A 24,717-nucleotide genomic window follows, 5' to 3' on the forward strand; every position below is an offset into this window, starting at 1 on the left:
ATGACTCGTATTTTTAGATTTAGCTACTGACTTGCATACGAGTTCCAATTCTAAAACTGGGCACAAACTCTTCTTTTAATTCGTTGTCTATAACTCTTGCCATCTTCGCCAATAACACAGTCGAATCTCCAACTTTAACGACTACGCCACTGGAATCTTTTCCCACGACTTCACCTATGGTTGAGATGTATTCCGGCGCTTGCTCAATCATGCTTGCCTCAATAATTGCGTACTCTTGCTCGTTAATGAAACACCGAGCATTTGGCCCAGGATTCGATATAGCCCGTACAAAGTTACAAAACCGGCGAGCACTCCAGCGAAAGTCAATTAATTCATCACCGACAGATCTCCGCCCATAGTAAGTCCCAACAGGATGAATTGTTTCTTGCTTAGTCCCTTTCCTTTTCCCTGATTGAATTTTTTCAATAGCAGCAGCCAGAACATGAGCACATTCACTAATAGCTTTCTCAAGAAGAGAACCGTAGTTATCAGTTTCAGTTATAGGGTACAATCTCTGTTCAATAATATCACCAGTATCTATTCCCTCATCAATATAATGAGCCGTAATTCCAAAACTAGACTCACCATTTATCAACACCCAGTTTAAAGGATTTCTACCTCGATAAAATGGCAAGGCGCCTGCATGACAGTTAATGAAGCCTAGACGAGGCATGTCTATAATGTCTCTTTTTAGTATCTGATTAAACGACATGGATACAAATAAATCAGCTTCAAATTCCGCCACCTGTTGCAAAAACTCTTTGCTATTAACATTAGGGTGCGGAATAAAAGGAATCTTTAGTTTTTCTGCCCACTGTTTTAGAACGGGGTCTTGTGTATCAAACCTCGGCACAATGAACGAAAGTTCAATACTTTCGTTACCTGTAAATAACTTTATAGCTTCATGTGACCAAGGTCCGTCAGCAAAATATCCAACTTTCATTAAATCAACTCATCTTCATTGTAATTTCGTTCGGCGGTCGTACCAACTAAGTCCCAAAAGTGCATTGGATTCATACCATTACCAGGCCTTTTAATTGTCAAGTTTTCAGCAGAAAAAAGTTCGCCTTTTCTAATATTTTTTGAGGCGACAATACTCTTTCTGGCGATATCAATATTTTTAACTTCAGAAGGCCTTGGTCCTTTTACTCCATCACCAGAGATCTGTTCAACTATTCTGATTGCGGCTATCATATCTTTTAACTCGTGCGGTTCAAGTGACGCTTTATGATCTGGGCCTTCCATTGTTTTATCAAGCGTGAAATGCTTTTCAATTATCAGAGCTCTTTTAGCAGCTGCAGCGACTGGAACAACAATCCCTTGACTGTGATCGGAGTAACCTACGTTTAGTTTAAAAGCATTTTTAATTGTGTCCATTGCATTCAGGTTAATATCCCCATAAGGAGCAGGATACTCTGTCGTACAATGCAATATAGTCACTTTTTCCCTTAATAACCTCTGACCTTTAGAAGAAAAATAGGCCTGAATGAACTTTTCTTCCGAAGGTTCTTCATTAGGATTTAGATACCCAAACGCAATGACTCCGAGAGCAGTTTCTATTTCCGCTAAAGTAGCCATACCAGTTGAGAGAATTATATTCAGCCCAGTTAAAGCATGAGCTAAAATTAAAGGTGCATTAGTTAGTTCACCAGATGGAACTTTAAGCAGCTTCTGGCCAAGTTCTTCAGTTAAAAACCTAAGGCTGTCAGAATCAAAAGCAGTCGATAAAAACGTAATATCTTTGGAGTTACAGTAATTAACTAGCTCTTGGTGATCTTCGTATTTCAACTCTAAACGCTTAAGCATTTCTAGTTGTGATTCCGTGACACCAGTATTAGCCGCTTGATATTTAGCCTGTTCGGCCGATGAGGCAGCTAACTTGTTTGCTCTAAAAGTTTGAAACTTTACAATGTCAGCTCCAGCTTCAGCTGCAGCGTCAATAAGCTTTTTCGCCAAGTTGATATCACCATTGTGGTTTACGCCCGCTTCGGCAATAATCAATACTCTATTCGGATTCAACATAATTATATATCCCTAAAAGATTTATTTAGATAACTAGGTAAATCTAATTCTGAAAGAAGCTTTACAACCAGCTCAGCCGTCCCGCCTTTTCCATACGGATTAATATTTTTCTCAAAATTGACAATCTCTTCGGAGTTGGCGATTTTTTGTAATACCTCAGTTATTACTTGCTCATTCATTGCCAAGTCGATAACAGACTGCGCCCTTGGCCTTCCCAGTTGACGTGTGCCTATATTCAGAGTAACAGTATTGAAACTTGGAGCTTCAATAATTCCACTAGATGAATTACCAATCACGCAACTGACGTGCTCCATGATAGATAAATAACGTATGAAGCCAAGAGAGGGCACAATATGCACATTATTTAAGTGCTCAATAGTTTTCCACTGTTCAATAATTTGTGCGCCGCCGCCATCTGCATTTGGAAAAGTAATTACATATTGTAAATTCGGATTATTACGGATAGCAGAAACTAGCGGTTCAATATCGTTTTCTTGTGAATTCGAAGCTTTAGTCACTGGATGATAAGTAACCAGCGCGAGATTTTTGCTAAGTGAGAATCCCAAACTTTGTTCTAGTTCACTTTGATTCATTCTTGGGCTGTTTAAGATATTATCCACACCTGGGGATCCAACAACAAACACACTATCCTCAGACTCTCCGAGTTGCTTAATTCTCTCAGCAAATTGCTCAGCAACAGGAAAATGTATGTTTGCCATTTTAGTGATCGAATGTCTTATAGCGTCGTCGAATGCCCCTTCAGTAACCTCTCCACCGTGGATATGAACAACTGGAATTTCAAGGAACATGGCTGTCTGTGCTGCCGCCAAAACTTCATAACGATCACCCAATAAAAGCACACCATCTAAATCTTGCCTAGAAAACGCATCTGCAAAACTAATACAGGCCAAGCCTACCGACTTTGCTACTCCAGCTCTCGATTTTGAAGATAAAAGCATTTCGACAGGTTCAATGTTTTGAACGCCGTGTTCTGACAACTCTTGTATTGTATAACCGAATTCTGGCGCTAGATGAGTGCCACATGTAAACACGACAGTTTGAAAGTCTGAGTTAGACTGTAATAACTCAATTGTACGAGATAGCAAGCCATACTCGGCTCTGGTTCCAGTTACAATTCCTATGCGCTTTAGCATCAATCTTACCTATTTACTACTGGAGAACTTGGGAGGTTTACTAAACGAGACTCGATAAGTTCCGACTGCTCTAAACTATCTCTCAAAGCATTTTGATACATGGGAAGTCTATGCATTAATTTCCATATGGGGCGAGTCATCACGCCCATCTCATTAGTTTCTTTTAGTAATTGCTCTCTTGAGGATTCATCAGGGCAAATAACCGCATTAAGCCAATAATTGGATCGTGCGTAAGTAGGCTCGCTTACAAACTGACATTCACTACCTGTAAAAAACTCTAAATAGTATTCCGCTAGTTGTCTTTTTGCTTTTAAAAAAGATTCAAGTGACTCCATTTGGGCACACCCTAAAGCGGCATTAATATTTGGCATCCTGTAATTAAAGCCAGCTTCATCATGGAAAAACTCGTAGGCATGAGGAACCTTTGCCGTAGTCGTTATATATTTAGCTCTACTGCCGCTTTCTGCTGTAGAGCATAGGACTATCCCACCACCACCAGTCGTTATGATCTTATTTCCATTGAAACTTAGCGCACCGAAGTCACCGAAACAACCGGTATGCTTGCCTTTATAATATGAGCCTAAACTTTCTGCAGCATCTTCAACTAAAGATAGACTCCAACGACGACAAACATCGATAATCTCATCAAGTTCAACAGGGTGGCCAAAAGTATGCATCGGCACAACAGCTCGAATGCGCTTCTGACTACTTTTCAAGAAGCATTCACCGTTATTGACTTCGGCATGCTCACTTAGAAAGGAGTCTAAGGCTTTAGGGCAGAGCCCTAGACTCTCAGGAGAAACATCCACAAATGCAGGTTCAGCCCCCATGTGATACAAAGCATTGCAAGTAGCAACAAACGTGAGGGCTTGAGTAATGACTATATCACCAGCTCTTACACCAGCCATGTATAGCGCTGTATGCAATGCAGCTGTTCCATTTACAGTTGCAACAGCTTTCTTAGTGCCTGTAAGTGCTTCTATCTTTTTTTCAAAGTCGTCGACAAATTTACCGACACTAGAAACAAATGTACTATCAATAGTTTCCTGAACGTAACGACTTTCATTGCCATTAAAAGTAGGTGCATGTAGAGGTATGAATTCATTCGTTGAATATATATCTCTAATAAAAGCGACTAACTCTTCACTATTCACACCACTCTCCTACATTTTGCTATCTAAATATTTTCCTGTTTCCTTGTGGCCAAAGTCAGGAATCATTGTAAAAAACAACTCAACAATCTGTTCTTTGCTCCACAAACCATTCTCTTTCATTTGTCCAATTTTTTGTTCAAATATATCGAGTAGTTCCTGGTTAAAATTGGGTTCGTTTTTTATGACTCCCAAATTTTCAAATCGAGACAGTTCGAGAATTTCATCTCCTGTAAAAAACTCTTCGAAATCCTTCTCCCCCGTAGTATCACTCGTAGTAAATAGACAGGGCCATATACCTTTTGCAGGTAAAGTTTTTACCAGCTCTCGAGCTTCATCCTCACTCTGACATAGGTATGGTTCTAAATTACGTTGCTTGAGATATTTCATTGCAATGTCAGCGAAAGAGATAAGGTGTAGAGCCTCACTTAATTTAGGAAAGAAAATATCGCGGTTTTCACCGAATATACAAGACATCAGACATAGCTCTCCTGACTCTTGAGGTGTTACAAAATAACGTTTTACGTCATTTGGTGCTACTATAGGCTGGTGCTTTTGGATGCGTTGATTAAAACTATGTAACAAAGAACCATCTGAGAAAGCAACATTTGCAAACCGAGCAGTAGAGATTGCTACTTCTTGACTTTTACGCATTAAGAACATTTCCATAATGCGCTTTGAAGCTCCCATCATATTCACAGGGTTAGCTGCCTTATCTGTTGAAACACAGAAATATTTTTTTACCCCCGAATCAATTGATTGTTGAATTGTTTTTTCGGTATTAAATACATTAACGTCAATCATACGCATTAAGGTAAAGGGATCTTTTTCACTACGAACATGTTTAAGAGCAGAAAGATTGAGTACGTAATCATACTGTCCATCGTATTTATTAAATGCATCATATTCAGCAGAGCCAATATCGAGAGCTAAAGTTTTAAAGTCACCTTCGATGTATCCAAAAGAACTACGAATATCTCGGACTAACTCGGCTAAGTTATTTTCACTTATATCAACAACGTGTAATTTTTTGGGGTTACGCTTAAAAATTTCTTTGCTTACAGCTTGGCCAATCGAACCCGCACCGCCTAGTACCAAAAATTTAGACTCAGAAACAATTTCTGAAAGCTCTGTTTCATTTCGCTCTACGTCACTCGTAAAAAGAGGGTCAGTGCGCCCAATAAGCGATAATATATTACCCATTTACCAGATTCCTTTTGTATCAATTAAATACTCTGACTTGACTGACGAATTTTTAAATTCCTTATGGTCGACTAGAACAATATGAATGTCAGCTTCAGACTGTGCCTCTGTCAACTCAACCAAGTTAACATTTTTTATATTCATGTCACCTTTCGATATGTTCGGCTCAACGGCAAGAACAGGGCCAGAATGAAACTTTACTATTTGTTCGGTTATACGTAGTGCAGGGCTTTCACGTAAATCATCGATATCCGGCTTAAACGCCAAGCCATAACACGCGATTGTTACTTCTCTTGCTGTTTTACCGGGGTAAGCTTGTAAAAACTCAGCAATGCAAACTTTCACTTTATTTAATACCCACTCCGGTTTAAAGTCGTTTACTTTACGAGCAGTATGAATAATTTTCGCCTCGTCTGGAGCTTTACTTACAATGAACCAGGGATCAACGGCGATACAATGACCTCCAACTCCAGGGCCTGGTTGTAATATATTTATGCGTGGATGACGATTAGCAAGCGATATTAACTCCCAAACGTCAATATCTAACTTATCACAAATAATTGATAGCTCATTTGCGAATGCGATCTGCACGTCACGGCACGAGTTTTCTGTTAATTTTGCCATCTCTGCAGTACGAGAATTCGTTACAATACACTCTCCCTCTACAAAAATTTTATATAGCTCTATTGCCCTCTCTGAACACCTCTTGCTCATACCGCCAATAACTCTGTCATTGTCTACTAATTCACGAACTACATGCCCAGGTAAAACTCTCTCGGGGCAATGAGCGATATTTATATCTGCCTTATCACCAACCAGCTTAGGAAACGTTAAATCCTCTCGAGCTTCAGCTAACCAGCCCATCATTTGTTCTGTAGCTCCAACAGGAGATGTTGATTCCAAGATAACAATATTTCCTTTTTTTAGTACAGGCGCGATGGCTTTCGCTGCAGACTCGATGTAGCTTAAGTCAGGCTCAGGTACAGAGCTTTCAGAATCTTTAAATGGAGTTGGTACAGCAATTAAGAATGCATCTGCTGGCTCAGGTTTGGTTACTGCTTTTAAATATCCCTCACTTACGGCTGCGTGAACAATCATATCCAAACCAGGTTCAACTATGTGTATCTCTCCATTATTTATGGTATCAACGACATGTTGATTAATATCTACGCCAATTACATTTACTCTTCGAGATGCAAACATCGCCGCTGTAGGAAGCCCGATGTATCCCATTCCAATTACAGATACTGTATTAAACGACATAAAATTTCCTAAAAACTTATTCAGCTAATGCTTTTAAAATACGTTCGCAAGCATTGCCATCTCCGTAAGGATTGTGAGCAAAACTCATTTGATTATACGCGTTCTGCTTTGTTAGAAGCGTGTTAAGTGTTTCAACTATAAGATTTTTATCAGTTCCTACCAGCTTAACAGTTCCAGCAGAAACAGCCTCAGGTCGCTCTGTCGTATTACGCATTACTAAAACAGGCTTACCTAAACTCGGCGCTTCTTCTTGAATCCCTCCTGAGTCAGTAAGAATAATATGAGCTCGATTCATAAGATAAACAAATTGAAGATACTCTTGCGGTGCTATTAATTTAATATTATCAATATTTGATAATATTCTATTCACAGGCTCCTGCACGTTAGGATTCAGATGAACAGGATACACTATTTGTACATCAGGATACTTTATTGCTATATCAACTAATGCTTCACAAATATTTTCAAATCCGTTACCAAAACTTTCTCGCCTATGACCTGTAACTAATATCAACTTTTGCTTGTCATTCAAAAATGGGAACTGAGCCCGTAATTTATTATTAAGCTCGATGTCCAGCTCAAGTTTTTCTCTTACTATCATCAGAGCATCTATTACAGTATTACCAGTAACATAAATATGCTCACTTGCATGATTTTCTTTCTGTAAATTCTGCTTTGATGTGACAGTAGGAGCAAAATGATACTTTGCTAAAACTCCTGTAAGTTTTCGATTTGCCTCTTCAGGCCAAGGGTTATAATTGTCTCCAGTTCTTAACCCAGCTTCAACATGACCAACAGCAATTTTTTCATAATATGCAGCTAAAGACGCCGAAAAAGTTGTCACTGTGTCACCATGAACCAATACAATATCAGGAATAAACTCTTTTAAAATAGGAGTTAAGTCAGACAAAATGCGGCCAGTAACATCCGACAGAGTTTGATCGGCTTTCATTAGGTCAAGGTCATAATCAGGCTTTATATCGAATAAATCCAATACCTGATCTAACATTTCTCTATGTTGAGCCGTCACACAAACTCTACTTTCGAAACGATTATCATTTGCGAAAGCATGAACTAAAGGAGCCATTTTTATTGCTTCTGGTCGAGTTCCAAATACCATTAAAATTTTTTTCACTGATTATCCTTATTCCTAAAATGAGAAATGAGTACAAATATCACAGCTAAAACCACTCCTAACAATGTACCTAACGCACAAATTAATACTCGTTTAGGCTTAAACTTTTCTTCAGGGACTTTTGCAGGACTTAAGACCTTAAAAACATACTCATCGCTCACTTCAGCAAGCATCAATGTTTTAGTTTGTTCTTCTATTAATTGATAAAAAACAGATTGCATATCTGCTATATTGGTTTCTTTAATTTTCCGATTTAAATACGCAATACTCTTTGCAGCCTCTTCTCTATCTTGCTTTTGAATATGCAAATTTATGGCTACAACTAGTTTATCGACCCACTCTTTAGCAATACTTGGGGAATAATAATCAACCGACAAATTTATCAACCCAGAAGTCTTATCCTGAGAGATGCTAATACGTTTCTTTAATCTTTTATACAGATTCCAACTGCTAGGTTTAAAGAATTTATTACTATCTTCTAAATTATTTCTGATCCACTCTTCTTTATTTGGATTATAAATTTCAGTGTCATAAATCAAGGAGTTCGTCGAGCTATCCCAACCTGTTACTGCGAACAACTCTGGTTCTATGTTGTTACTTTGAATAAACTTCTCTAAAAAACCCCAAGTTTTAATTATTTCAATCGCAATGGTGGTTTTATCACCCTTTCCACTCCCGCTAACATTTATTCCTGCCAATGAAGCTAATCCGCCAAATTGCCCTGCTAACTTCGAAAGTTGCGAAGATGAAGAAGAGGACGCTGGTGCAAGAATAGCAGTCGATTTATATTCATTTGAAAGCGAAAAAGCCAATAAAATAGATAAAGTAAAGAATAATAGAGCCACACTTATAATTATCCACTTCCCTTGCCAAATTACATTTATTAGCTCACGTAAATTAATTTCTTCATACGAACTCACTTGACCTAAATAATACTTGGAGTTCATTGATGAGAAGTCTGCCAGCTGCGCTTTCAGTTGCTCATTCTCTTTTTCTAATTTTTTTAACTTATTTTCTATCATAAATTTTCAATTTGAATAAATCGCTCATATAATAAATCGGCGCAATTGCGCTATGGAATTAAAAATCAATACTCCAGCTAATAGCAAATGAATCTTTTTCAAAATGTTCAAAACTATTATTAATTAACGATTCACTTCTCTTCGTAAGTTTAAAAAGTACTTTTCCAATACTTCGTACTGGGTACATCCACTTAAAAATAAACTCATTAAAATCAGCATATGTTTGCTGAATTGAATGCCCACCAGGTAAAGGAACATCTTCTCCGTCAACATTTAAATCTACTTGCGAACTCAACAGACTAAACTGTCCCCAGTCATTTGTTTGATATGTCATTAATAACGAGGTCATTTTAGAATCATTATCTATTGTTGAACCGATGCTTCGACCACGATATCGATAGCCATGTCGATAAAGACTATGTTCATACAAAACATTATATCCACTGAATTCTTCACCTGGGATGTTACCATCTCCATCGACACTAGTATCCGTATATTCTAAATTTACACTTAACGGATTACCTCCAACAGAAAGCTGAAAGTTTACACCGTAAAGCCAAGATTTTTTTGAAGGAGCATAACCTGCTTCATCTTCTCCAACGGTTTGTAGATAAAAACTTGAGGGAATAGATAAATGTGGACGCCAGGTTAGATCAATTCCGGCTAATTGATTGCCAGGTTCAGTAGCTCGATCATCGCAAGTATTTCCACCTTCATCACAATTATCTAGTCCTGTTAACATATCTAAAAAAGAGTCAAAATTTTCTGGCCGACCATCGCCGCCCCATTGAGCAGTACGTCTTAGTCCGATCTCTAATGAGTCAATGGGTTTAAACGCGACTGACATTCCTAGTAACTTAGCATTATTAATCGTTCTTGCATCATCTAGTTGACCAGCAAAAACATTGAACGTCCATGGACCAATCCAGTTAAGAAGCGGTGTTTCAAAACTCTCAGCATAATTTCTTTTTAAATAAATAGCCGGTACTGGCTTCGCGTTGTTGGAAAGAATTAAAGAATGCTGAAATCCAGGCCCCCACCATTGCTCCATTTGCCCCACAGCAAAAATCCAATTCCCCCCTATTGCAGATATGTAGCTACCATCAAATCGCTTATCATCACCATCAACAGAATCAGGGGCTAATGTGACCTCAAGATTCCATGCGAAGTTACTGGTCATCCCTGCTGTACGAGTTGAAAGTTCGCGCTTATCACGAGCTTTATCACCAAAATATCGAAACAGCTGTGATTCCTGTCCGGCATGCATTCTAAACTCGGTAAGAAAAGAGTCTCGTCCTGTTGATCGTCTGCCTTCCCTTAACACTCGTAATAAAACACTGCGATACCTTTCTGGGACTTCATTTAACTTAACATTCTTTAAGTCTTTTAAAATAGGTCCCCAAGTTAAAGGCCATGTTGTTATCGGAGACCTAATTATTCCAACATTTGCTAGAGTTTCAATATCGGCTCTCAACCACATGTCGTCTGTTTTAATAAAAGGCTCCGCGTAAGAATTTACAAAAACACTCATCAAAAAAATTGATATGAGTAATCTTAAACGGATTTTCACAACTATAACTAAAATATTCAAAACTTTAACACCCCGACTACAAGCTCGAAAATGCAGCAGCACCAAGCGCCAACTGATAAACGATTTGACTGACATTTGTCCACAGCGCCAAATCATTAGTCGCATCAACATCGAGGGGGACAACAATCGTATCACCGGGTTCAATAGATACACCTGTTGCATTAATCCATCCAGATTTATAGGGAAGAACGACCGAGCCGTCGGCTTTCACAATATATATGCGTTCGTCATCGGCTTTGTCTGTTTCTCCACCACTTCGTTCAATATATTCTTCAAAACTTAAATCTGAATTGTATAAGTGAGAAGTAGGATACTGAACTTCACCGACAACACTCACTTCTTGTCTAAAGGAAGGAATCACTAAGATGTCACCATCTTTCAAAATAACATTTTCACTATCACTAGATAATATTTCCTTTAAGTCAACAACGAGACGACCTAGAGCTTCAGTTGTACCGAGAGATTCCATAAGCTGCTCTAGTGAACTTAAGTTTGCATTTTTACCAGTGTTTGATTGCTCTAACTGTGAGTTAGCAATATCAGACTTAAGTCGCTCTCTTAATTCTTTAAGTTGCTTTGTTTCACGTTCTTTCAACTCAACTCTAGTAAACACAGCAGCTTCGATATGAGCAAAGTCAGTAAAACCTCCGGCTCGTTTCATCAAGTCTTTTAATGTCTCACCCTTTTTAATTCGATAAGTTCCCGGAAACTTAACTTCTCCCATGACTTCAACAGAAGCGAACTCTCTAAACTCAGGGCGCTGGCGAATATTTAAAACATCTCTCGACTGTAAAATAAACGACTCACTTTCATTCGATCCTTGATCAAGAGAGATAACAAAGTGTTTGATCGATGTCTTTTCTGGGTCCTTAAGTGAAACTCGAGTCACTTCGCCACTTAATGTATAGGCAGACTCAGCTAGACCACCTGCCAGCTTTATTAATTCTGAGACTGTCATATTATTAGCGAGAGGGTACTCCCCTGGATAACGAACCATGCCCGAAACAGAAATAGTTTTAGTCGAGTGCTTTGAGCTGGCCTGCTTTTTCAGCATCTCTATGACAGGCTCTAAAACTGAATCACGTTCCTCACTATAGCCAAGTATGATTAGCTCATCTTGTGGATTCAAAACTTTATTTGCGGTAGAACTTTTATTGGATAACGCTTCAGATAAATTAACAACTTCAATATCAAGAGAATAAAGAGGCAATGTTTTTCTAAGCAAAATCGCACTATCCAGTTGAGGTAAAGGTTTAAAAGTATCAAAGCTTTGAACTAAATCAGACACCTTCAAATTAGGTCGCCAAGCTACTTTCTTGGGACGATAAACATGGCCAGATAATTTAACGGATTGACGATTGACATCCACACGCTCTTGTACAACTAAGGAGTCACCTGACTTTAGGTCTAAGGTCGATTTATGAGGTAGGTTTACTTCTAAAACCGTAGTAAAACCACTCTCATTAATTCGTGTTAACTGAGCTTCATTCTTATACGCAGTAGCACTCAATCCACCCGCTAAACGAACCAAGTCTTTTACATCTTTCTCATTTTTAAGTTCGTAAATCGCAGGACGTTTTACCGCGCCATTGATCGATGCAGTTTTTCCAACAGGAGGAATATAAATTACATCTCCTGGAAAAAGTCGCGCATCATTAGAAGTATCTCCACGCATCAATAAATCATATAGGTCGAGCGATGAAACCAGTTGACCACTACGTTTTAACTGAATATTTCTCAATGAACCAATATCATTAATACCACCGCTAACGAATAACGCATTAGTCATCGTAGATAAAGAGGATACTGTATAAGAGCCCGGTTTGTAGGCTTCACCTAATATAAACACTTGAATAGACCGCAATTCACCTAAAGAAATCGCTGCATCGACACCAATCATTTGTTCTTTAATTCGCTTATGAAGTAATTGCTTTGCTTCACTAAACGACAATCCAGTGAGAGAAATGGGTCCTAATTCAGGAAAATTAATTTGACCGTCTCGATTGACCAGCAAAGACAATTGCTGACTCATCTTTCCAAACAATTGAATTTCGAGAGTGTCGCCCGGGCCAATGATATAGTTTACCGGAACAGGGATTTGCGTTGCCGGTGCGAAGGTGGTCGGCTCACCCGCAAATAAATCGTATCCGAAAGGTTGAAGGTCCAACGGACTTTCTGATTTTAAAGTTGGGTTTGAATCTTGAGCTTGTCGCGTGATCTCCAACAGTTGCTCGGGAGACATTGCAGCAATCTGCTCAGGAGTGAATAGCCCCAAAGGACTCTGGTTAATATTTAAATTGGTGTCGGTATTGCGTGTAGTCGAAGTTCTAGGATTAACCAGCTTTGGATTATCAAGCGTTTCGGTTTTTGCAGAATTGGCTACTGAAGAGCACAATGAGTCAAGGTCATAGCCCGCTGCTTTTGCCATTTGCTTCTGTTGAGCAGTTGCGTTTTGACACATTTGCTGTGCCTTAGCAACATCTATTTCTTCGGCAATCGAAGAGGAAAGTCCTATTGCCAACAAAAATCCAATTTTTAAAATTTTCATATTTTTCATGCAGTGTTTATTTGCCTTCAACTTAAATTATTCAGACTCTATTATCGCCTTCTAGACTTCTAAAAGCAGCAAATCACAGTAGTTTAGGCACGCTACCGCCCCTGAATTTAGGCTATCAGAGCACCTCGAAACGAGACATTTTGCGAGCCGCTATTGTAATGAAAGTCTCACAACAATGAAACGCCAAACTACTGATTCGTGGATAATTAACAAAAGAAATGAGGAAAATCCTTCAACCGACGTTGAGCTCGCCTAACTCAACTGTAATACGCTGCGCTTTCCCTAACAATTCCAACAAGATAATAGCTCTGTGCTCACCATCTAAAACCTCAAAAATAGCTTCCAGACCTCGAAAAGGTCCACTTGTTAAAAGTACTTTTGAGCCTTTTTGCGGTATCTGGGAAAGCTTCAAGTCTCGGCTATCTAATTCGAGTTTAAGATGTTCGACTATTGAACTGGCAACCTTTGCAGGCCGACCTGAAAATCGAATGAAATCTCGGAGCCCTCGCGTGGAGCGAACTTTACTCCATAAGGCATCTGAATCGGACAAAAGAACGAAAACATATCCAGGAAAAAGAGGTTCTTTGCGGACGACTCTTTTGCCTCTTGCAGCCTTTTCAATCTCCACCTCGGGTAAAAAAAACTCTATTCCTTGATTTGCAAGATGCTCCTTTGCTCGAGATTCTTGTTTTGGCTTTGTAGCGACTAAATACCAATCTTTCTTACTCATGAATCTGAATTCATCCCTAAAGCGCTAAAATAATCCCTATTTTTCTTGTTCAGATCGGCCACCAACTTTTCCACGCCAAACTTTTGAATCATTCCCTGATAATAGTCTCTTTTCATGTGCGTATAGTGTATCCCTTGAAATCGAACATCTCTGAGTAACCATCGTTCTGAGCGATTCACAATACTTAAGTCGACTACCAAATCAGGCATATAATCAAGCTCTATATTAATCGAAACCCAACCTTTAGTTCTGTCGTTGTTGAGCTTTACCGAGGACAAAGCAACGGTTTGCCCATCATAAAATCCATAAGCTTCCATAAAATAGCGTGTCAAGGTATCACTAAAAGAACGAGATAATTGTGTTTTTTGAGAGTCCGTCAACGCGGCCCATTGCGATCGGCCAATCATTAAAAGCAGAGTCGCCTCAATGTCCCAACGACTTATAATCTTATCCTCAGCCAATCGCTTTAATTCTGTTGCTGACTGATATTTACGAGGGCTCGACTTAAGCTCATTGAAAATCGACTCAAGCTGCTGTTCAAATACTTTCTCTACATCCTTATCTGCAAATACGCATAAAGATCCGCAAGAAAGAATCAATGCTAGGAGGAGCTTTTTCATCTGCAAATAGTCTCGTAAATTCGGAGGATTACTGAATTCTGAGATTCTATCAAATAACAGCTCAAAATTCGATGACCAGAGCAATTCACTGAAATGATACTCAAAACCACTTTACTCATATCAAGTACCATAAAATTGTCTGGTTTTAACAGAAACCTGAGACTACTTTTCCCTAAGAAAATTCAGTTATATAGGGGATAAATGGAAGTCTCGATCGGATTCGAACCAATGTCCCCTCACGGTATCAAAATGACCTTTCCCTTAAAGCTATCTCTTTGTTTAAATTCAGTTTTTTCAAAACCATTAGAACTGTATTATAACTCTAATTAGCAGTAATAAGTATTTTACTCTTATTACAGTCCAAGTAATTAGAATTCCAAATACTTGGGCTTCTAGGCACTAAAATCATTAACACACTATTGGGGAAAGTGCTGTGTTACTAACGAAATATCAAAATCACCTAGGTTACAAATAGGCATCTCGCTGAAAGACTGTATATCCGACTTGACCAGACTATACATACCTATTTCAGTTGCTTCGTAATAAAAATCTTTTATTTCTATTCCTAGAGGACGTACGGTTAGCTCAGTTTCTTCGACCCAAATCTCTTCAATTTCTTTCACATCAAGTTCGCCATTCGAAAAATCCGCCTTAGAAAGAAGGATTTCTCCCTCATACGCCATTTCTTCCAGTTTATCTAAATATTCCTGATAGTCGTATTCCTTCAACCAAGCATAAGTTTTTGCGTACTCATGCTCTAATTCTGTGTCAATAGAGAGATAACATCCTTCTGCAGAATTATGAAACACTAAATTCTTTTTACCCTTTTCAATAGACATGTAAACATCTATCCCGTCAACAACAACCCCTGTGGCCCAGACACCAGAAATTTCAGACCAAACGCTTTCCAAAGTTACATCATTATCATCGGATTCATCAGAAGTGGTTCCTGGAGTATTACCATCCGAACATGCGCTTAATATAAATAGTGATACCAAACCGGCGAAACACTTTTCCTTAAACATATTTAATTCCTCTTAACAAAAACTTATTGGGGAGGCGCACAATATCTCTATACGAGCTGACAACGTAGTAAATATTCAGTATAAAATTTGTAAATATGACCTAGAATTAATTTGTACTTTTGTATCATTTAATGAGGCATTTTTCGGGAATTGTTGATTCTTGAAATTACTTGCAAACAGCGATGAACAATTATTAAGCAATGAAGCTAAGAAATTGAACTTGAACCAAGAGGGAGCGACATTTACTGATATGGAAAACTCTCGAGCCTATACGATACTTGTAATTGTTTGGCTTTAAAGGGATAAATGGTAGGCGCGATCGGATTCGAACCAACGACCCCCACCATGTCAAGGTGGTGCTCTAACCAACTGAGCTACGCGCCTATTGAGAAGGACTCTCAAAAGAGGCGCGTATATTACCTAGAAGCCAAAGTGCTTGCAAGCACTTTTTATTTTCTCGATAACTTTCAAATAATTACGTCTAATTTGTAGTCATAAAATTATTATCTAAGAATCATAACCGTTTGGATTGTTAGATTGCCATCGCCAAGCATCTTCAAGCATCTCTGACAATTCTCGGTGAGCTTTCCACCCTAACTCTTTTGCAACCAGAGATGGATCAGCCCAACATTCAGCAATATCTCCAGGCCGCCTTTCGGAAATTTTATAATTGACCGACTGTCCTGTAACTTCTTCAAAAGTTTTAACAATATCTAATACAGAATATCCTCTCCCTGTACCTAAATTATAAATGTTAGTTCCCTTAAAATTAGAGGCCTGTTGTGCTGCTTTTACATGGGCAGAAGCCAAATCCTCTACGTGAATATAATCTCTTACTCCGGTTCCATCTTTCGTTGGGTAGTCGTCTCCGAATATAGCTAACTGCTCCAGCTTACCTACAGCGACCTGTGTCACATAGGGAAGAAGATTATTTGGAATATCTCGAGGATCTTCACCAATAGTCCCACTTTTATGGGCACCGATCGGATTAAAGTAACGTAATAGAAAAACCGTCCATTCAGGATCTGAAGCCTGCAAGTCTTGTAAAATATTCTCAACCATGAGCTTACTCGAGCCATATGGGTTGGTCGTGCTGGTGGGAAAATTTTCAAGTATTGGAACAGAAGCGGGATCACCATAAACCGTTGCAGAAGAGCTAAAAACAATATTCTTACATCCGGCTTCGGCCATCGCTTCACATAAAGTAACTGTGCCTGAAACATTATTATCGTAATATTTTAGGGGAATTTCAGTAGACTCACCGACTGCTTTCAAGCCCGCAAAATGAATGACCGACTCAAAATCATATTGATCAAAAAGCTCTCTTAGTGCGTCGAAATTCCGAATATCGTAAGGATAAAATATTGGACGAACACCCGTTATGGATTCGACTCGATCCAATACGACTTCTTTCGAGTTAGAGAGATTATCGATAATAACCACCTCAAACCCCGCTTCAATTAATTGAATAACGGTATGACTCCCAATATAACCGGTTCCTCCAGTAACTAGCACAGACTTCATGACGATTCCCTCACTCTTAACTCAATATCCAAACCATTAACTAGTGAACGTAAGCTTGTTCACGTAATTGCGTAATTTTATCACGGACCGATGCAGCCTGCTCAAACTCCAAGTTTTTCGCATGCTCCATCATTTGTTTCTCAAGTATTTTAATCTCTTTTTCAGCCTGTGCAGGGGTCATAGCTCGATAACTACCTTTCTTATCGGAAACCTTCTGCAGACGAACTTTTCCTCTCTCTCGAGAACCGCCAATTTCCATTACATCGGCAATTGCACGTTTTACTCCCTTCGGTGTTATACCTTGCTCTTTATTAAACTGTCTCTGTTTTGTTCTTCGACGCTCTGTTTCATCAATGGCTTTTTGCATTGATTTTGTTACACGATCACCATACAAAATGGCTCTTCCATTTAAATTTCGAGCAGCACGACCGATTGTCTGAATTAGAGAACGTTCAGATCTAAGAAATCCCTCTTTGTCGGCATCTAAAATAGCAACAAGAGACACCTCGGGCATATCGAGCCCTTCTCTTAACAAATTGATACCAACCAAAACGTCGAATTCTCCGAGCCGTAAATCTCTTATAATCTCCATTCTTTCCACAGTATCAATATCTGAGTGCAAATAACGGACTCTAACGCCATGCTCCATCAGATAATCCGTTAAATCTTCTGACATTCGCTTCGTAAGGGTTGTGACTAATACTCGTTCATTAATGGCCACTCGCTTTTGTATTTCAGACAGTAAATCATCAACTTGCGTTGAAACGGGTCGCACTTCAACTTCAGGATCGAGCAAGCCGGTCGGACGAACTACCTGCTCGACAATTTGTCCGGATTGCTCCTTTTCATAATCGGCGGGAGTTGCCGAAACAAATATTATTTGCGGTGCGATTCTTTCGAATTCATCAAATTTGAGCGGACGATTGTCCAACGCCGATGGCAAACGAAAGCCGTAATTAACCAATGTTTCTTTACGAGAACGATCGCCCTTAAACATGGCTCCAATTTGTGGGACCGTCACATGAGATTCATCAATAATCATTAATGCATCATCCGGCAAATAATCCAATAAAGTCGGAGGTGCTTCACCTGGTTTTCTGCCAGATAAATAACGGGAATAGTTTTCAATACCCGAGCAGTAACCAAGCTCCATCATCATTTCAATATCAAACTTCACTCTTTGATCAATACGCTGTGCTTCGATGAGCTTGTGTTCCTTTTCAAATGTCGTAAGACGCTGTTTAAGCTCTTCCTTTATTTCTTCAATCGCATCCAATACCGTTTGTCGACCTGTAACATAGTGACTTTTAGGAAACACAGTAACTCTTGGCATCTTTTTAATAATTTCACCTGTCAAAGGATCGAACTGACTGATTTGCTCAATTTCATCATCAAACAACTCTACTCGAATCGCATCTCGCTCGGATTCAGCAGGAAAAATATCAATCACGTCACCTCTGACTCGATAAGTCGCCCGTTGAAGATCCAAATCATTTCTCGTGTATTGTAGTTCGGCTAACCGGTGTAAGACTCCACGTTGATCGATTTCATCACCAACTTTGAGATGCATCACCATTGAATGAAACTTCTCAGGATCTCCTAATCCATAAATTGCAGAAACGGAGGCTACAATTATGGCGTCTTTTCTCTCTAGAATCGCCCGAGTTGCAGATAAACGCATTTGTTCAATGTGGTCGTTAATCGATGCATCTTTTTCGATAAACGTGTCCGTAGTCGGAACGTAGGCTTCAGGTTGATAATAATCATAATAAGAGACAAAATACTCGACGGCATTCTCTGGAAAAAACTCTTTCATTTCACCGTATAGCTGAGCAGCAAGTGTTTTATTCGGCGCCATGATTAACGTAGGCCTACCAGAACGAGCGATAACATTTGCCATGGTATAAGTTTTACCTGAACCTGTGACACCCAACAAAGTTTGGTGCGCATAGCCATCATCTAACCCCTCTAGTAGCCGCTCAATTGCTTTTGGCTGATCACCGGCGGGTTTAAAAGGCGTATTTAGCTTGTAAGGTTTCGACATCCGCGATTAAGCACTCACATTTTCACAATAGACCTGCATTATAACTTAAGCAGTCACCACTCATCGAGACACACTCATAATTTCCGATCATCTTTTGGTCAAATGTGTATTATTTGTCGACAAATTTAAATTTTTTCGCATTTTTCTTAAATTGCCTGTTGACCCGCCCAAAGTCATCTTATAATATTGCGCTCCGTTCCGAGAGGGACGGACAATTCCCCCTTAGCTCAGCTGGTTAGAGCGACGGACTGTTAATCCGCAGGTCCCCCGTTCAAATCGGGGAGGGGGAGCCAAATTAGAAAAGGCCGCTTATTGCGGCCTTTTTTGTTTCCGTAAGAAAATTTCATACAGTATTATCAATATTTCAACAGATAAGCGAGATAAGCCATGGGCCAACTACTTCGGCAATATCAAATACCGTTAATCATCGCTTCAATCGCAATATTGCTTGCTGCTTTTAATCAACAGCTACATGAAGTTCTTTCCTACCAACGCAGTTTGATTTCAGACGGTGAGCTCTGGCGACTAGTCACCGGAAATTTTTTACACTCCAACTGGCCACACTTATTATTGAACATTGGAGGCTTGTTTTTGATCTGGTTTGTCTACAATGATCTTGGCGACCCCCTTTGGCAATGGATATTTTTATTAACGCCTCTTCTAGGATGTACACTATTACTGTTCGCTTTTTCTCCCGATCTTGAGGGTTATGTTGGTTTATCCGGTGGGCTACATGGAACCATAGTGGCTTTTGGCTTAGCCGATTTTAGAAAGAACAAATTGCTATCTGTTCTGCTAGTCATTGGTGTGACAATGAAACTGGGCTATGAGCAAGTTTATGGCAGCTCAGAATCGATAAAAGAACTAATCCAATCCAATGTTGCTATTGATGCACATCTTTGGGGCGCAATCTGCGGCTTCGCTGTTGGCATAATTTATCTGTTCTATACCAACCAAAACCGCTCAGAAGAATTTGCGAATAGAGACTAACTTTATGATTTGAGAAAGTTAACCAATAACCTTCTCATTCTGACGACCATATACATCATCGAAGCGCACAATATCATCCTCTCCGAGATAACTACCTGATTGAACTTCGACTAATTCGAGTGGAAATTTACCAGGATTAACCAATCGATGAGTTGAACCAATTGGAATGTAGGTTGACTCATTTTCCGTCAACAAAAACGTTTTATCATCGCAGGTTACTTCTGCGGTACCATGAACGACAATCCAATGTTCTGCTCGATGATGATGCATTTGTAGCGATAAGGAGGCTCCTGGATTTACGACAATTCGCTTTACCTGATAGCGCTCACCAAAATCAACTGTTTCATAATTCCCCCAAGGGCGATAGACACGGCGATGAACCAAATGTTCATCCCGATTTTCCGACTTCAAACGGGCAACAATTTTTTTAACGTCTTGAGCTTTATCTTTATTTGCAACAAGCACAGCATCAGGGGTTTCAACAACCACTAAATTGTCAACACCCAGTGTTGCCACAAGTCTTTCTTGACTCATAACAAATGTGTTAGTGCTATCCTCTTGCATCACATCACCAACGGAAACATTTCCTTTTTCATCAGCACTCATATAATCCGATACACTTGACCATGCACCTAAGTCCGTCCAACTACAATCAAGAGAAATCATATGAACAGAAATATTTAGCTTCTTAAGTGACTCGATATTTTCAATAACAGCATAATCAATGCTATCAGAAGGAGATGCCTCAAAAGAAGACTGATCAACTCGCACAAAATCTAAATCTTCTTGAGCACCCTTCATAGATTTGGAACAGGCTTCTAATATTTTAGGCTGTAGAGCTTCTATGGATTGGTTCCAAACGGATGCTTTAGTCACAAACATACCGCTGTTCCAAAAATAGTTTCCTGCATTTAAATAAGATTCAGCGGTAGCTTGATCGGGTTTTTCTTTAAAAGAGGATACAGCGAAAACTTCGCTACCTGATTTTTCTGTTGCTTCAATATAACCGTATCCAGTATGCGGCCATGCTGGTTTTATACCAAAGACACCTATACTCGCTTGCTGTGAAATTTCAGACGAGAGTTTAATGATACTCTCTGCAAAAATAGATGGTTCCTCAATAGCATGATCAGCCGGTAAAACAAGCATCAATGCATCAGGATCTTTACTAGACAAAAAAACAGAGGCCAGAGTTAAAGCCGGCGCAGTATTCCGAGCAGAAGGCTCTAATATAATCGAGGTTAATTCGCATCCCAGCTCCTGTGCTTGTTGAGCAATCAGAAAACGATGTTGCTCGTTACAGACTACAACCGGCGGTTCAATCGAAAATTGACTACTCACCGATTTCAGTAGCTCACAGCGCTCTAAAGTCTTTTGAAATAAACTGGAATTCTCAGTCAGATTAACTAACTGCTTAGGGAATAAATCACGAGAAACAGGCCATAATCGAGTACCTGCACCGCCAGAAAGAATGACAGGATAAAGTTTCATAATACGTCCTTGCTTTGTACAACCTTTCAAATAATATTAACTTAATTATTATCGGGTTAGAAATGAAAAAGGCCCAAACTGGGCCTTTTTCTCAATTTGACGTAATTAAAGTTTAATTGCTGCTCTATTTTTATTCAAAGTAGCTTCACCAATTCCTTTTACATCAAGTAATTGCTCAACTCGCTCGAATCCACCTAATTGCTCTCGCAACTCAACTATAGCTTGCGCTCGCTTTTCACCTATTCCAGACAATAACTCTGATATTTCTTCTGGTGTCGCAGTATTTATATTTACCTGAACGATTTCAGATTGAACCACATCAGTATTTGCCACATCCTTGGCGTCAGCATGCATAGACACGCCCAAAGTTAACATTCCAGCTAAAAATAAAGATTTTAAAAGTTTCATAAATATTCCCTTTCAATAGTTAACAACTTAAATCTGTTTATCTCCAAACAGATGGCGCTATTGTATTGATGAGATATTACTCTGACAATAGCGATTGAATAGAATCAGAAATATCGCACAATGCTTTAAGCGGATTGCCAGACTGAGTGATAGGTCGGCCAATGACAAGATAGTCCGCCCCTTGGGTAATCGCTTGTTCGGGTGTTAGAACTCTTGTCTGATCATCTTTAGCTGAATTTGCGGGTCGAATTCCAGGTGTAACTAACTTAAAATCGGCTCCTAAACGTGATTTGAGTATTCGAGCTTCTTGAGCAGAACAAACCACGCCATCTAATCCAGATTCTTTCGACAACTCAGCCAAGCTTAAAACCTGGTCTTGCAGAGCTCGATTAACTCCTGTTTGAGCCAATTCATCCTGAGACATACTGGTGAGTACAGTGACCGCAATAAGTCTGGGCTTCATTTCACCGTACGATGTTAGCGCCTCTTTCGCTTTAGTCATCATTTTCGCGCCACCGGATGCATGAACATTCACCATCCATACTCCAAGGTCAGCAGCAGCTTTACACGCATTGGCAACTGTATTTGGAATATCATGAAACTTTAAATCTAAAAAGACATCAAATTGCTTTTCAACAAGTTGCTTCACAAATTGTGGCCCAAAAAGAGTAAACATTTCTTTACCGACTTTTAAGCGACAACGCTCAGGATCAAGTTGCTCAATTAAATCGAAAGCTGATTTTTCTTGATTAAAGTCTAATGCAACAATAATGCTCGGGTCTGAAGATTGTGCCATTTTAATTTACTCTCCTTCCAAGCCAACAATGGGTTTTACGGCTCCCCAATATTTACAGCTTGGACACTGCCAAAATAGTGTTTTACCACTGAACCCACAGTGGCTACATCGATAAGTTGGTTTTGAATCAAATGAGCGTTGAATGATTCGATGCAAAACTTCTAAAGAGGATCGAGCCGCAGAACCAATTTGCGACATCTGAATGTCTATTAATGATAGAAGACCTTTGAGTGAAGGTTTTTGCTCTAATTGATCCGAAATAAATTGTGCCGCTTTTGCTTCTCCTTCTTCTTCTCTAAGTAAGTCAGCATAAGCAAGCACTACAGAAACACTGACACTATAAGGTAAAGTGTTTCTAAGAAAGCTTTTATAGCCTTTCAGATCATTTAGCTTTTCATAACATGACTTTATAGCTTCTAAAACTTCAGAGACAAATTCTGGATTAAACTTAACTAACTCTCGATAATACTTGAGGGCTTGTTTATATTGCCCTTCCTGAATCGATAGCTCCCCTCTAATCATATTCGCTCTGACGCATTTTGAGTCAATGTTAATCGCTCTCTTTAATGACTGAAAAGCTGCCTTAACGTGGTTCTGAGACACTTGCTGTTGTGCCAACTCACAATAGAAGTTAGCGATTTCTGCAGCATGATCTTTATTGTCAACCGTTTGCAATTGCTCTGCGACAGTTACTGCGTTACTCCAATCTTTCGTTTGCTGATAAATTTGCATCAACTGTCGCAAACTGGTCGCCTTGTGTCTCGACTCTTGAATTAAGTCTTTAAATATACTCTCTGCGCGATCAAACAATCCAGCAGCCATGTAGTCGAGACCTAATTCCAATAGCGCTTTTTTTCGAGTTTTTGAATCAAGCGAGGGACGAGCAATTAATACCTGATGAGACCGTATTGCTAAATCGACTTCACCACGTTTTCGGTACATATTTCCAAGCGCTAAATAAGTTTCAGCCGTTTCAGAGTCAACCTCTAACATTTTGACAAAGGTATCAATCGCTCGATCGGGTTGCTCATCCAATAAATAGTTTAATCCATCAAAATACTGACGAGACAAGCCAGCTGTTTGTCTATGAAGTTTTCGTTCTGCACTTTTACGACCGAACCGGAATCCACTGTACGCAGCAACAGGCAAAAGAGCTACCAACAGATAAAACCACATTTCTGCCATCTAATAGTCATCCCTGATGGGCAATGAGCGTAAGTTTTCTACTTCTTTCGACTTTTGCTCTAATTGACGCTTAGATTGCCGGATTTGAATTTTATGCTTTAGCATGGTGCCACTTAAACTTATCCAGCCAACTAAATAACCAAGCACTAAAAATCCCACCATAATAAAAGCGAGTGGAATATTACTTTGACCAATAAAATAACTTAATACTACTTCTTGATCATTCTGGGCAAAAAATAGAATAGAAAGTGTGCAAACTAATAAGAAAATAAAAAAATATATGACGCCTCGCACACAAAACTCCTGATTGAATAAATAATGTAATTTTCAGGTATAAAAAAAGGCAGGTCAATGACATGCCTTATGTATTTCACATAAACGGTGATTTAATTATTCTGGAGACTTTCATTAACCCTGTCACGCAACTCTTTACCGGGCTTGAAGTGAGGAACGTATTTGCCAGCAAGACGCACTGCATCGCCTGTTTTAGGATTTCTGCCCGTCCGAGGAGCCCTGAAATGGAGCGAGAAACTGCCAAATCCTCGAATCTCAATCCGCTCACCTCGAGCGAGGGCTTGAGCCATATGCTCTAAAAGGCTTTTAACTACCAACTCAACGTCTTTAGCTGAAAGCTGCGTCTGATGCGCGGCTAAACGTTCAATTAATTCAGATTTGGTCATTGGAAAACCCGTTTCCTTTGTTATTCAAAAGGTTATGTCTATTTAAAATAGTACAAAACGGGCCTTGAGATCAAAAAAAAATGCACCTAATCAAAGGATTAAGTGCATTTAATCTCAATTAGAGAG

22 protein-coding genes and 2 tRNA genes are annotated in these 24,717 nt (G+C 39.3%); 2 read left to right on the forward strand and 22 right to left on the reverse strand.

Annotated features, from left to right (window positions below; genetic code table 11):
• Positions 1 to 19 precede the first annotated feature (19 nt).
• The 16 genes from FAX86_RS11480 to uvrB form a co-directional block, all read right to left on the reverse strand.
• Complete coding sequence (locus FAX86_RS11480; RefSeq protein WP_144393554.1) at positions 20 to 943, reverse strand: methionyl-tRNA formyltransferase; 924 nt, start codon at positions 941 to 943, stop codon at positions 20 to 22.
• Positions 943 to 2,022: an N-acetylneuraminate synthase gene (gene neuB, locus FAX86_RS11485; RefSeq protein ID WP_144393555.1), complete on the reverse strand. Its 1,080-nt coding sequence runs from the start codon at positions 2,020 to 2,022 to the stop codon at positions 943 to 945. Before neuB ends, FAX86_RS11480 begins: the two co-directional genes overlap by 1 nt.
• Positions 2,023 to 2,024: 2 nt before the next feature.
• A complete protein-coding gene (neuC, locus tag FAX86_RS11490) occupies positions 2,025 to 3,176 on the reverse strand; it encodes a UDP-N-acetylglucosamine 2-epimerase (protein WP_144393556.1) in 1,152 nt (383 codons plus the stop codon).
• Between the two features lie 5 nt (positions 3,177 to 3,181).
• Positions 3,182 to 4,330 (reverse strand): LegC family aminotransferase, encoded by a 1,149-nt coding sequence (locus FAX86_RS11495; RefSeq protein ID WP_144393557.1) that lies wholly within the window; start codon positions 4,328 to 4,330, stop codon positions 3,182 to 3,184.
• 9 nt (positions 4,331 to 4,339) lie between these two features.
• The gene (locus tag FAX86_RS11500) at positions 4,340 to 5,530 is read right to left on the reverse strand and encodes a UDP-N-acetylglucosamine 4,6-dehydratase (protein WP_144393558.1); all 1,191 of its coding nucleotides are present in this window, start codon (positions 5,528 to 5,530) and stop codon (positions 4,340 to 4,342) included.
• Positions 5,531 to 6,793 (reverse strand): UDP-N-acetyl-D-mannosamine dehydrogenase, encoded by a 1,263-nt coding sequence (gene wecC, locus FAX86_RS11505; RefSeq protein ID WP_144393559.1) that lies wholly within the window; start codon positions 6,791 to 6,793, stop codon positions 5,531 to 5,533.
• Positions 6,794 to 6,809: 16 nt separating this feature from the next.
• A complete protein-coding gene (wecB, locus tag FAX86_RS11510) occupies positions 6,810 to 7,913 on the reverse strand; it encodes a non-hydrolyzing UDP-N-acetylglucosamine 2-epimerase (RefSeq protein ID WP_144394033.1) in 1,104 nt (367 codons plus the stop codon).
• 11 nt (positions 7,914 to 7,924) lie between these two features.
• Positions 7,925 to 8,950, reverse strand: coding sequence for a Wzz/FepE/Etk N-terminal domain-containing protein (locus FAX86_RS11515; RefSeq protein ID WP_144393560.1), 1,026 nt, complete (start codon positions 8,948 to 8,950; stop codon positions 7,925 to 7,927).
• Between the two features lie 58 nt (positions 8,951 to 9,008).
• The gene (locus tag FAX86_RS11520; protein ID WP_246128585.1) at positions 9,009 to 10,616 is read right to left on the reverse strand and encodes a capsule assembly Wzi family protein; all 1,608 of its coding nucleotides are present in this window, start codon (positions 10,614 to 10,616) and stop codon (positions 9,009 to 9,011) included.
• On the reverse strand, positions 10,558 to 12,639 hold the full coding sequence (locus FAX86_RS11525) for an SLBB domain-containing protein (RefSeq protein WP_425467782.1): 2,082 nt from the start codon (positions 12,637 to 12,639) through the stop codon (positions 10,558 to 10,560). Before FAX86_RS11525 ends, FAX86_RS11520 begins: the two co-directional genes overlap by 59 nt.
• Positions 12,640 to 13,330: 691 nt before the next feature.
• Positions 13,331 to 13,828 (reverse strand): transcription/translation regulatory transformer protein RfaH, encoded by a 498-nt coding sequence (rfaH, locus tag FAX86_RS11530; RefSeq protein ID WP_144393563.1) that lies wholly within the window; start codon positions 13,826 to 13,828, stop codon positions 13,331 to 13,333.
• Positions 13,825 to 14,448 (reverse strand): ABC transporter substrate-binding protein, encoded by a 624-nt coding sequence (locus tag FAX86_RS11535; protein ID WP_144393564.1) that lies wholly within the window; start codon positions 14,446 to 14,448, stop codon positions 13,825 to 13,827. The genes rfaH and FAX86_RS11535 overlap by 4 nt, the downstream gene beginning before the upstream one ends.
• Positions 14,449 to 14,864: 416 nt before the next feature.
• A complete protein-coding gene (locus FAX86_RS11540) occupies positions 14,865 to 15,473 on the reverse strand; it encodes a hypothetical protein (RefSeq protein WP_144393565.1) in 609 nt (202 codons plus the stop codon).
• Positions 15,474 to 15,780: 307 nt separating this feature from the next.
• Positions 15,781 to 15,857: transfer RNA gene (locus FAX86_RS11545), tRNA-Val, on the reverse strand.
• Between the two features lie 123 nt (positions 15,858 to 15,980).
• Complete coding sequence (galE, locus tag FAX86_RS11550) at positions 15,981 to 16,997, reverse strand: UDP-glucose 4-epimerase GalE (RefSeq protein WP_144393566.1); 1,017 nt, start codon at positions 16,995 to 16,997, stop codon at positions 15,981 to 15,983.
• A gap of 40 nt (positions 16,998 to 17,037) precedes the next feature.
• Complete coding sequence (gene uvrB, locus FAX86_RS11555) at positions 17,038 to 19,041, reverse strand: excinuclease ABC subunit UvrB (protein ID WP_144393567.1); 2,004 nt, start codon at positions 19,039 to 19,041, stop codon at positions 17,038 to 17,040.
• A 216-nt stretch (positions 19,042 to 19,257) separates the two neighbouring features.
• Here uvrB and FAX86_RS11560 point away from each other — a divergent pair.
• Positions 19,258 to 19,334 (forward strand) — tRNA-Asn (locus tag FAX86_RS11560).
• Between the two features lie 94 nt (positions 19,335 to 19,428).
• Positions 19,429 to 20,031, forward strand: a complete 603-nt coding sequence (rrtA, locus tag FAX86_RS11565) for a rhombosortase (RefSeq protein ID WP_144393568.1) — start codon at positions 19,429 to 19,431, stop codon at positions 20,029 to 20,031.
• 18 nt (positions 20,032 to 20,049) lie between these two features.
• On the opposite strand, the gene FAX86_RS11570 is transcribed toward rrtA, so the two are convergent.
• The 6 genes from FAX86_RS11570 to ihfB form a co-directional block, all read right to left on the reverse strand.
• On the reverse strand, positions 20,050 to 21,522 hold the full coding sequence (locus FAX86_RS11570) for a mannose-1-phosphate guanylyltransferase/mannose-6-phosphate isomerase (protein ID WP_144393569.1): 1,473 nt from the start codon (positions 21,520 to 21,522) through the stop codon (positions 20,050 to 20,052).
• 105 nt (positions 21,523 to 21,627) lie between these two features.
• Positions 21,628 to 21,930, reverse strand: coding sequence for a ComEA family DNA-binding protein (locus FAX86_RS11575; protein ID WP_144393570.1), 303 nt, complete (start codon positions 21,928 to 21,930; stop codon positions 21,628 to 21,630).
• A gap of 76 nt (positions 21,931 to 22,006) precedes the next feature.
• Complete coding sequence (gene pyrF / locus FAX86_RS11580; RefSeq protein WP_144393571.1) at positions 22,007 to 22,726, reverse strand: orotidine-5'-phosphate decarboxylase; 720 nt, start codon at positions 22,724 to 22,726, stop codon at positions 22,007 to 22,009.
• 6 nt (positions 22,727 to 22,732) lie between these two features.
• The gene (gene lapB, locus FAX86_RS11585; protein WP_144393572.1) at positions 22,733 to 23,911 is read right to left on the reverse strand and encodes a lipopolysaccharide assembly protein LapB; all 1,179 of its coding nucleotides are present in this window, start codon (positions 23,909 to 23,911) and stop codon (positions 22,733 to 22,735) included.
• Positions 23,912 to 24,205, reverse strand: a complete 294-nt coding sequence (locus FAX86_RS11590; protein ID WP_144393573.1) for a LapA family protein — start codon at positions 24,203 to 24,205, stop codon at positions 23,912 to 23,914.
• Positions 24,206 to 24,297: 92 nt separating this feature from the next.
• Positions 24,298 to 24,591, reverse strand: a complete 294-nt coding sequence (ihfB, locus tag FAX86_RS11595) for an integration host factor subunit beta (RefSeq protein WP_144393574.1) — start codon at positions 24,589 to 24,591, stop codon at positions 24,298 to 24,300.
• Positions 24,592 to 24,717 lie beyond the last annotated feature (126 nt).

The sequence above is a fragment of the Pleionea sediminis genome (genome assembly GCF_007570825.1).
Classification (GTDB): domain Bacteria; phylum Pseudomonadota; class Gammaproteobacteria; order Enterobacterales; family Kangiellaceae; genus Pleionea; species Pleionea sediminis.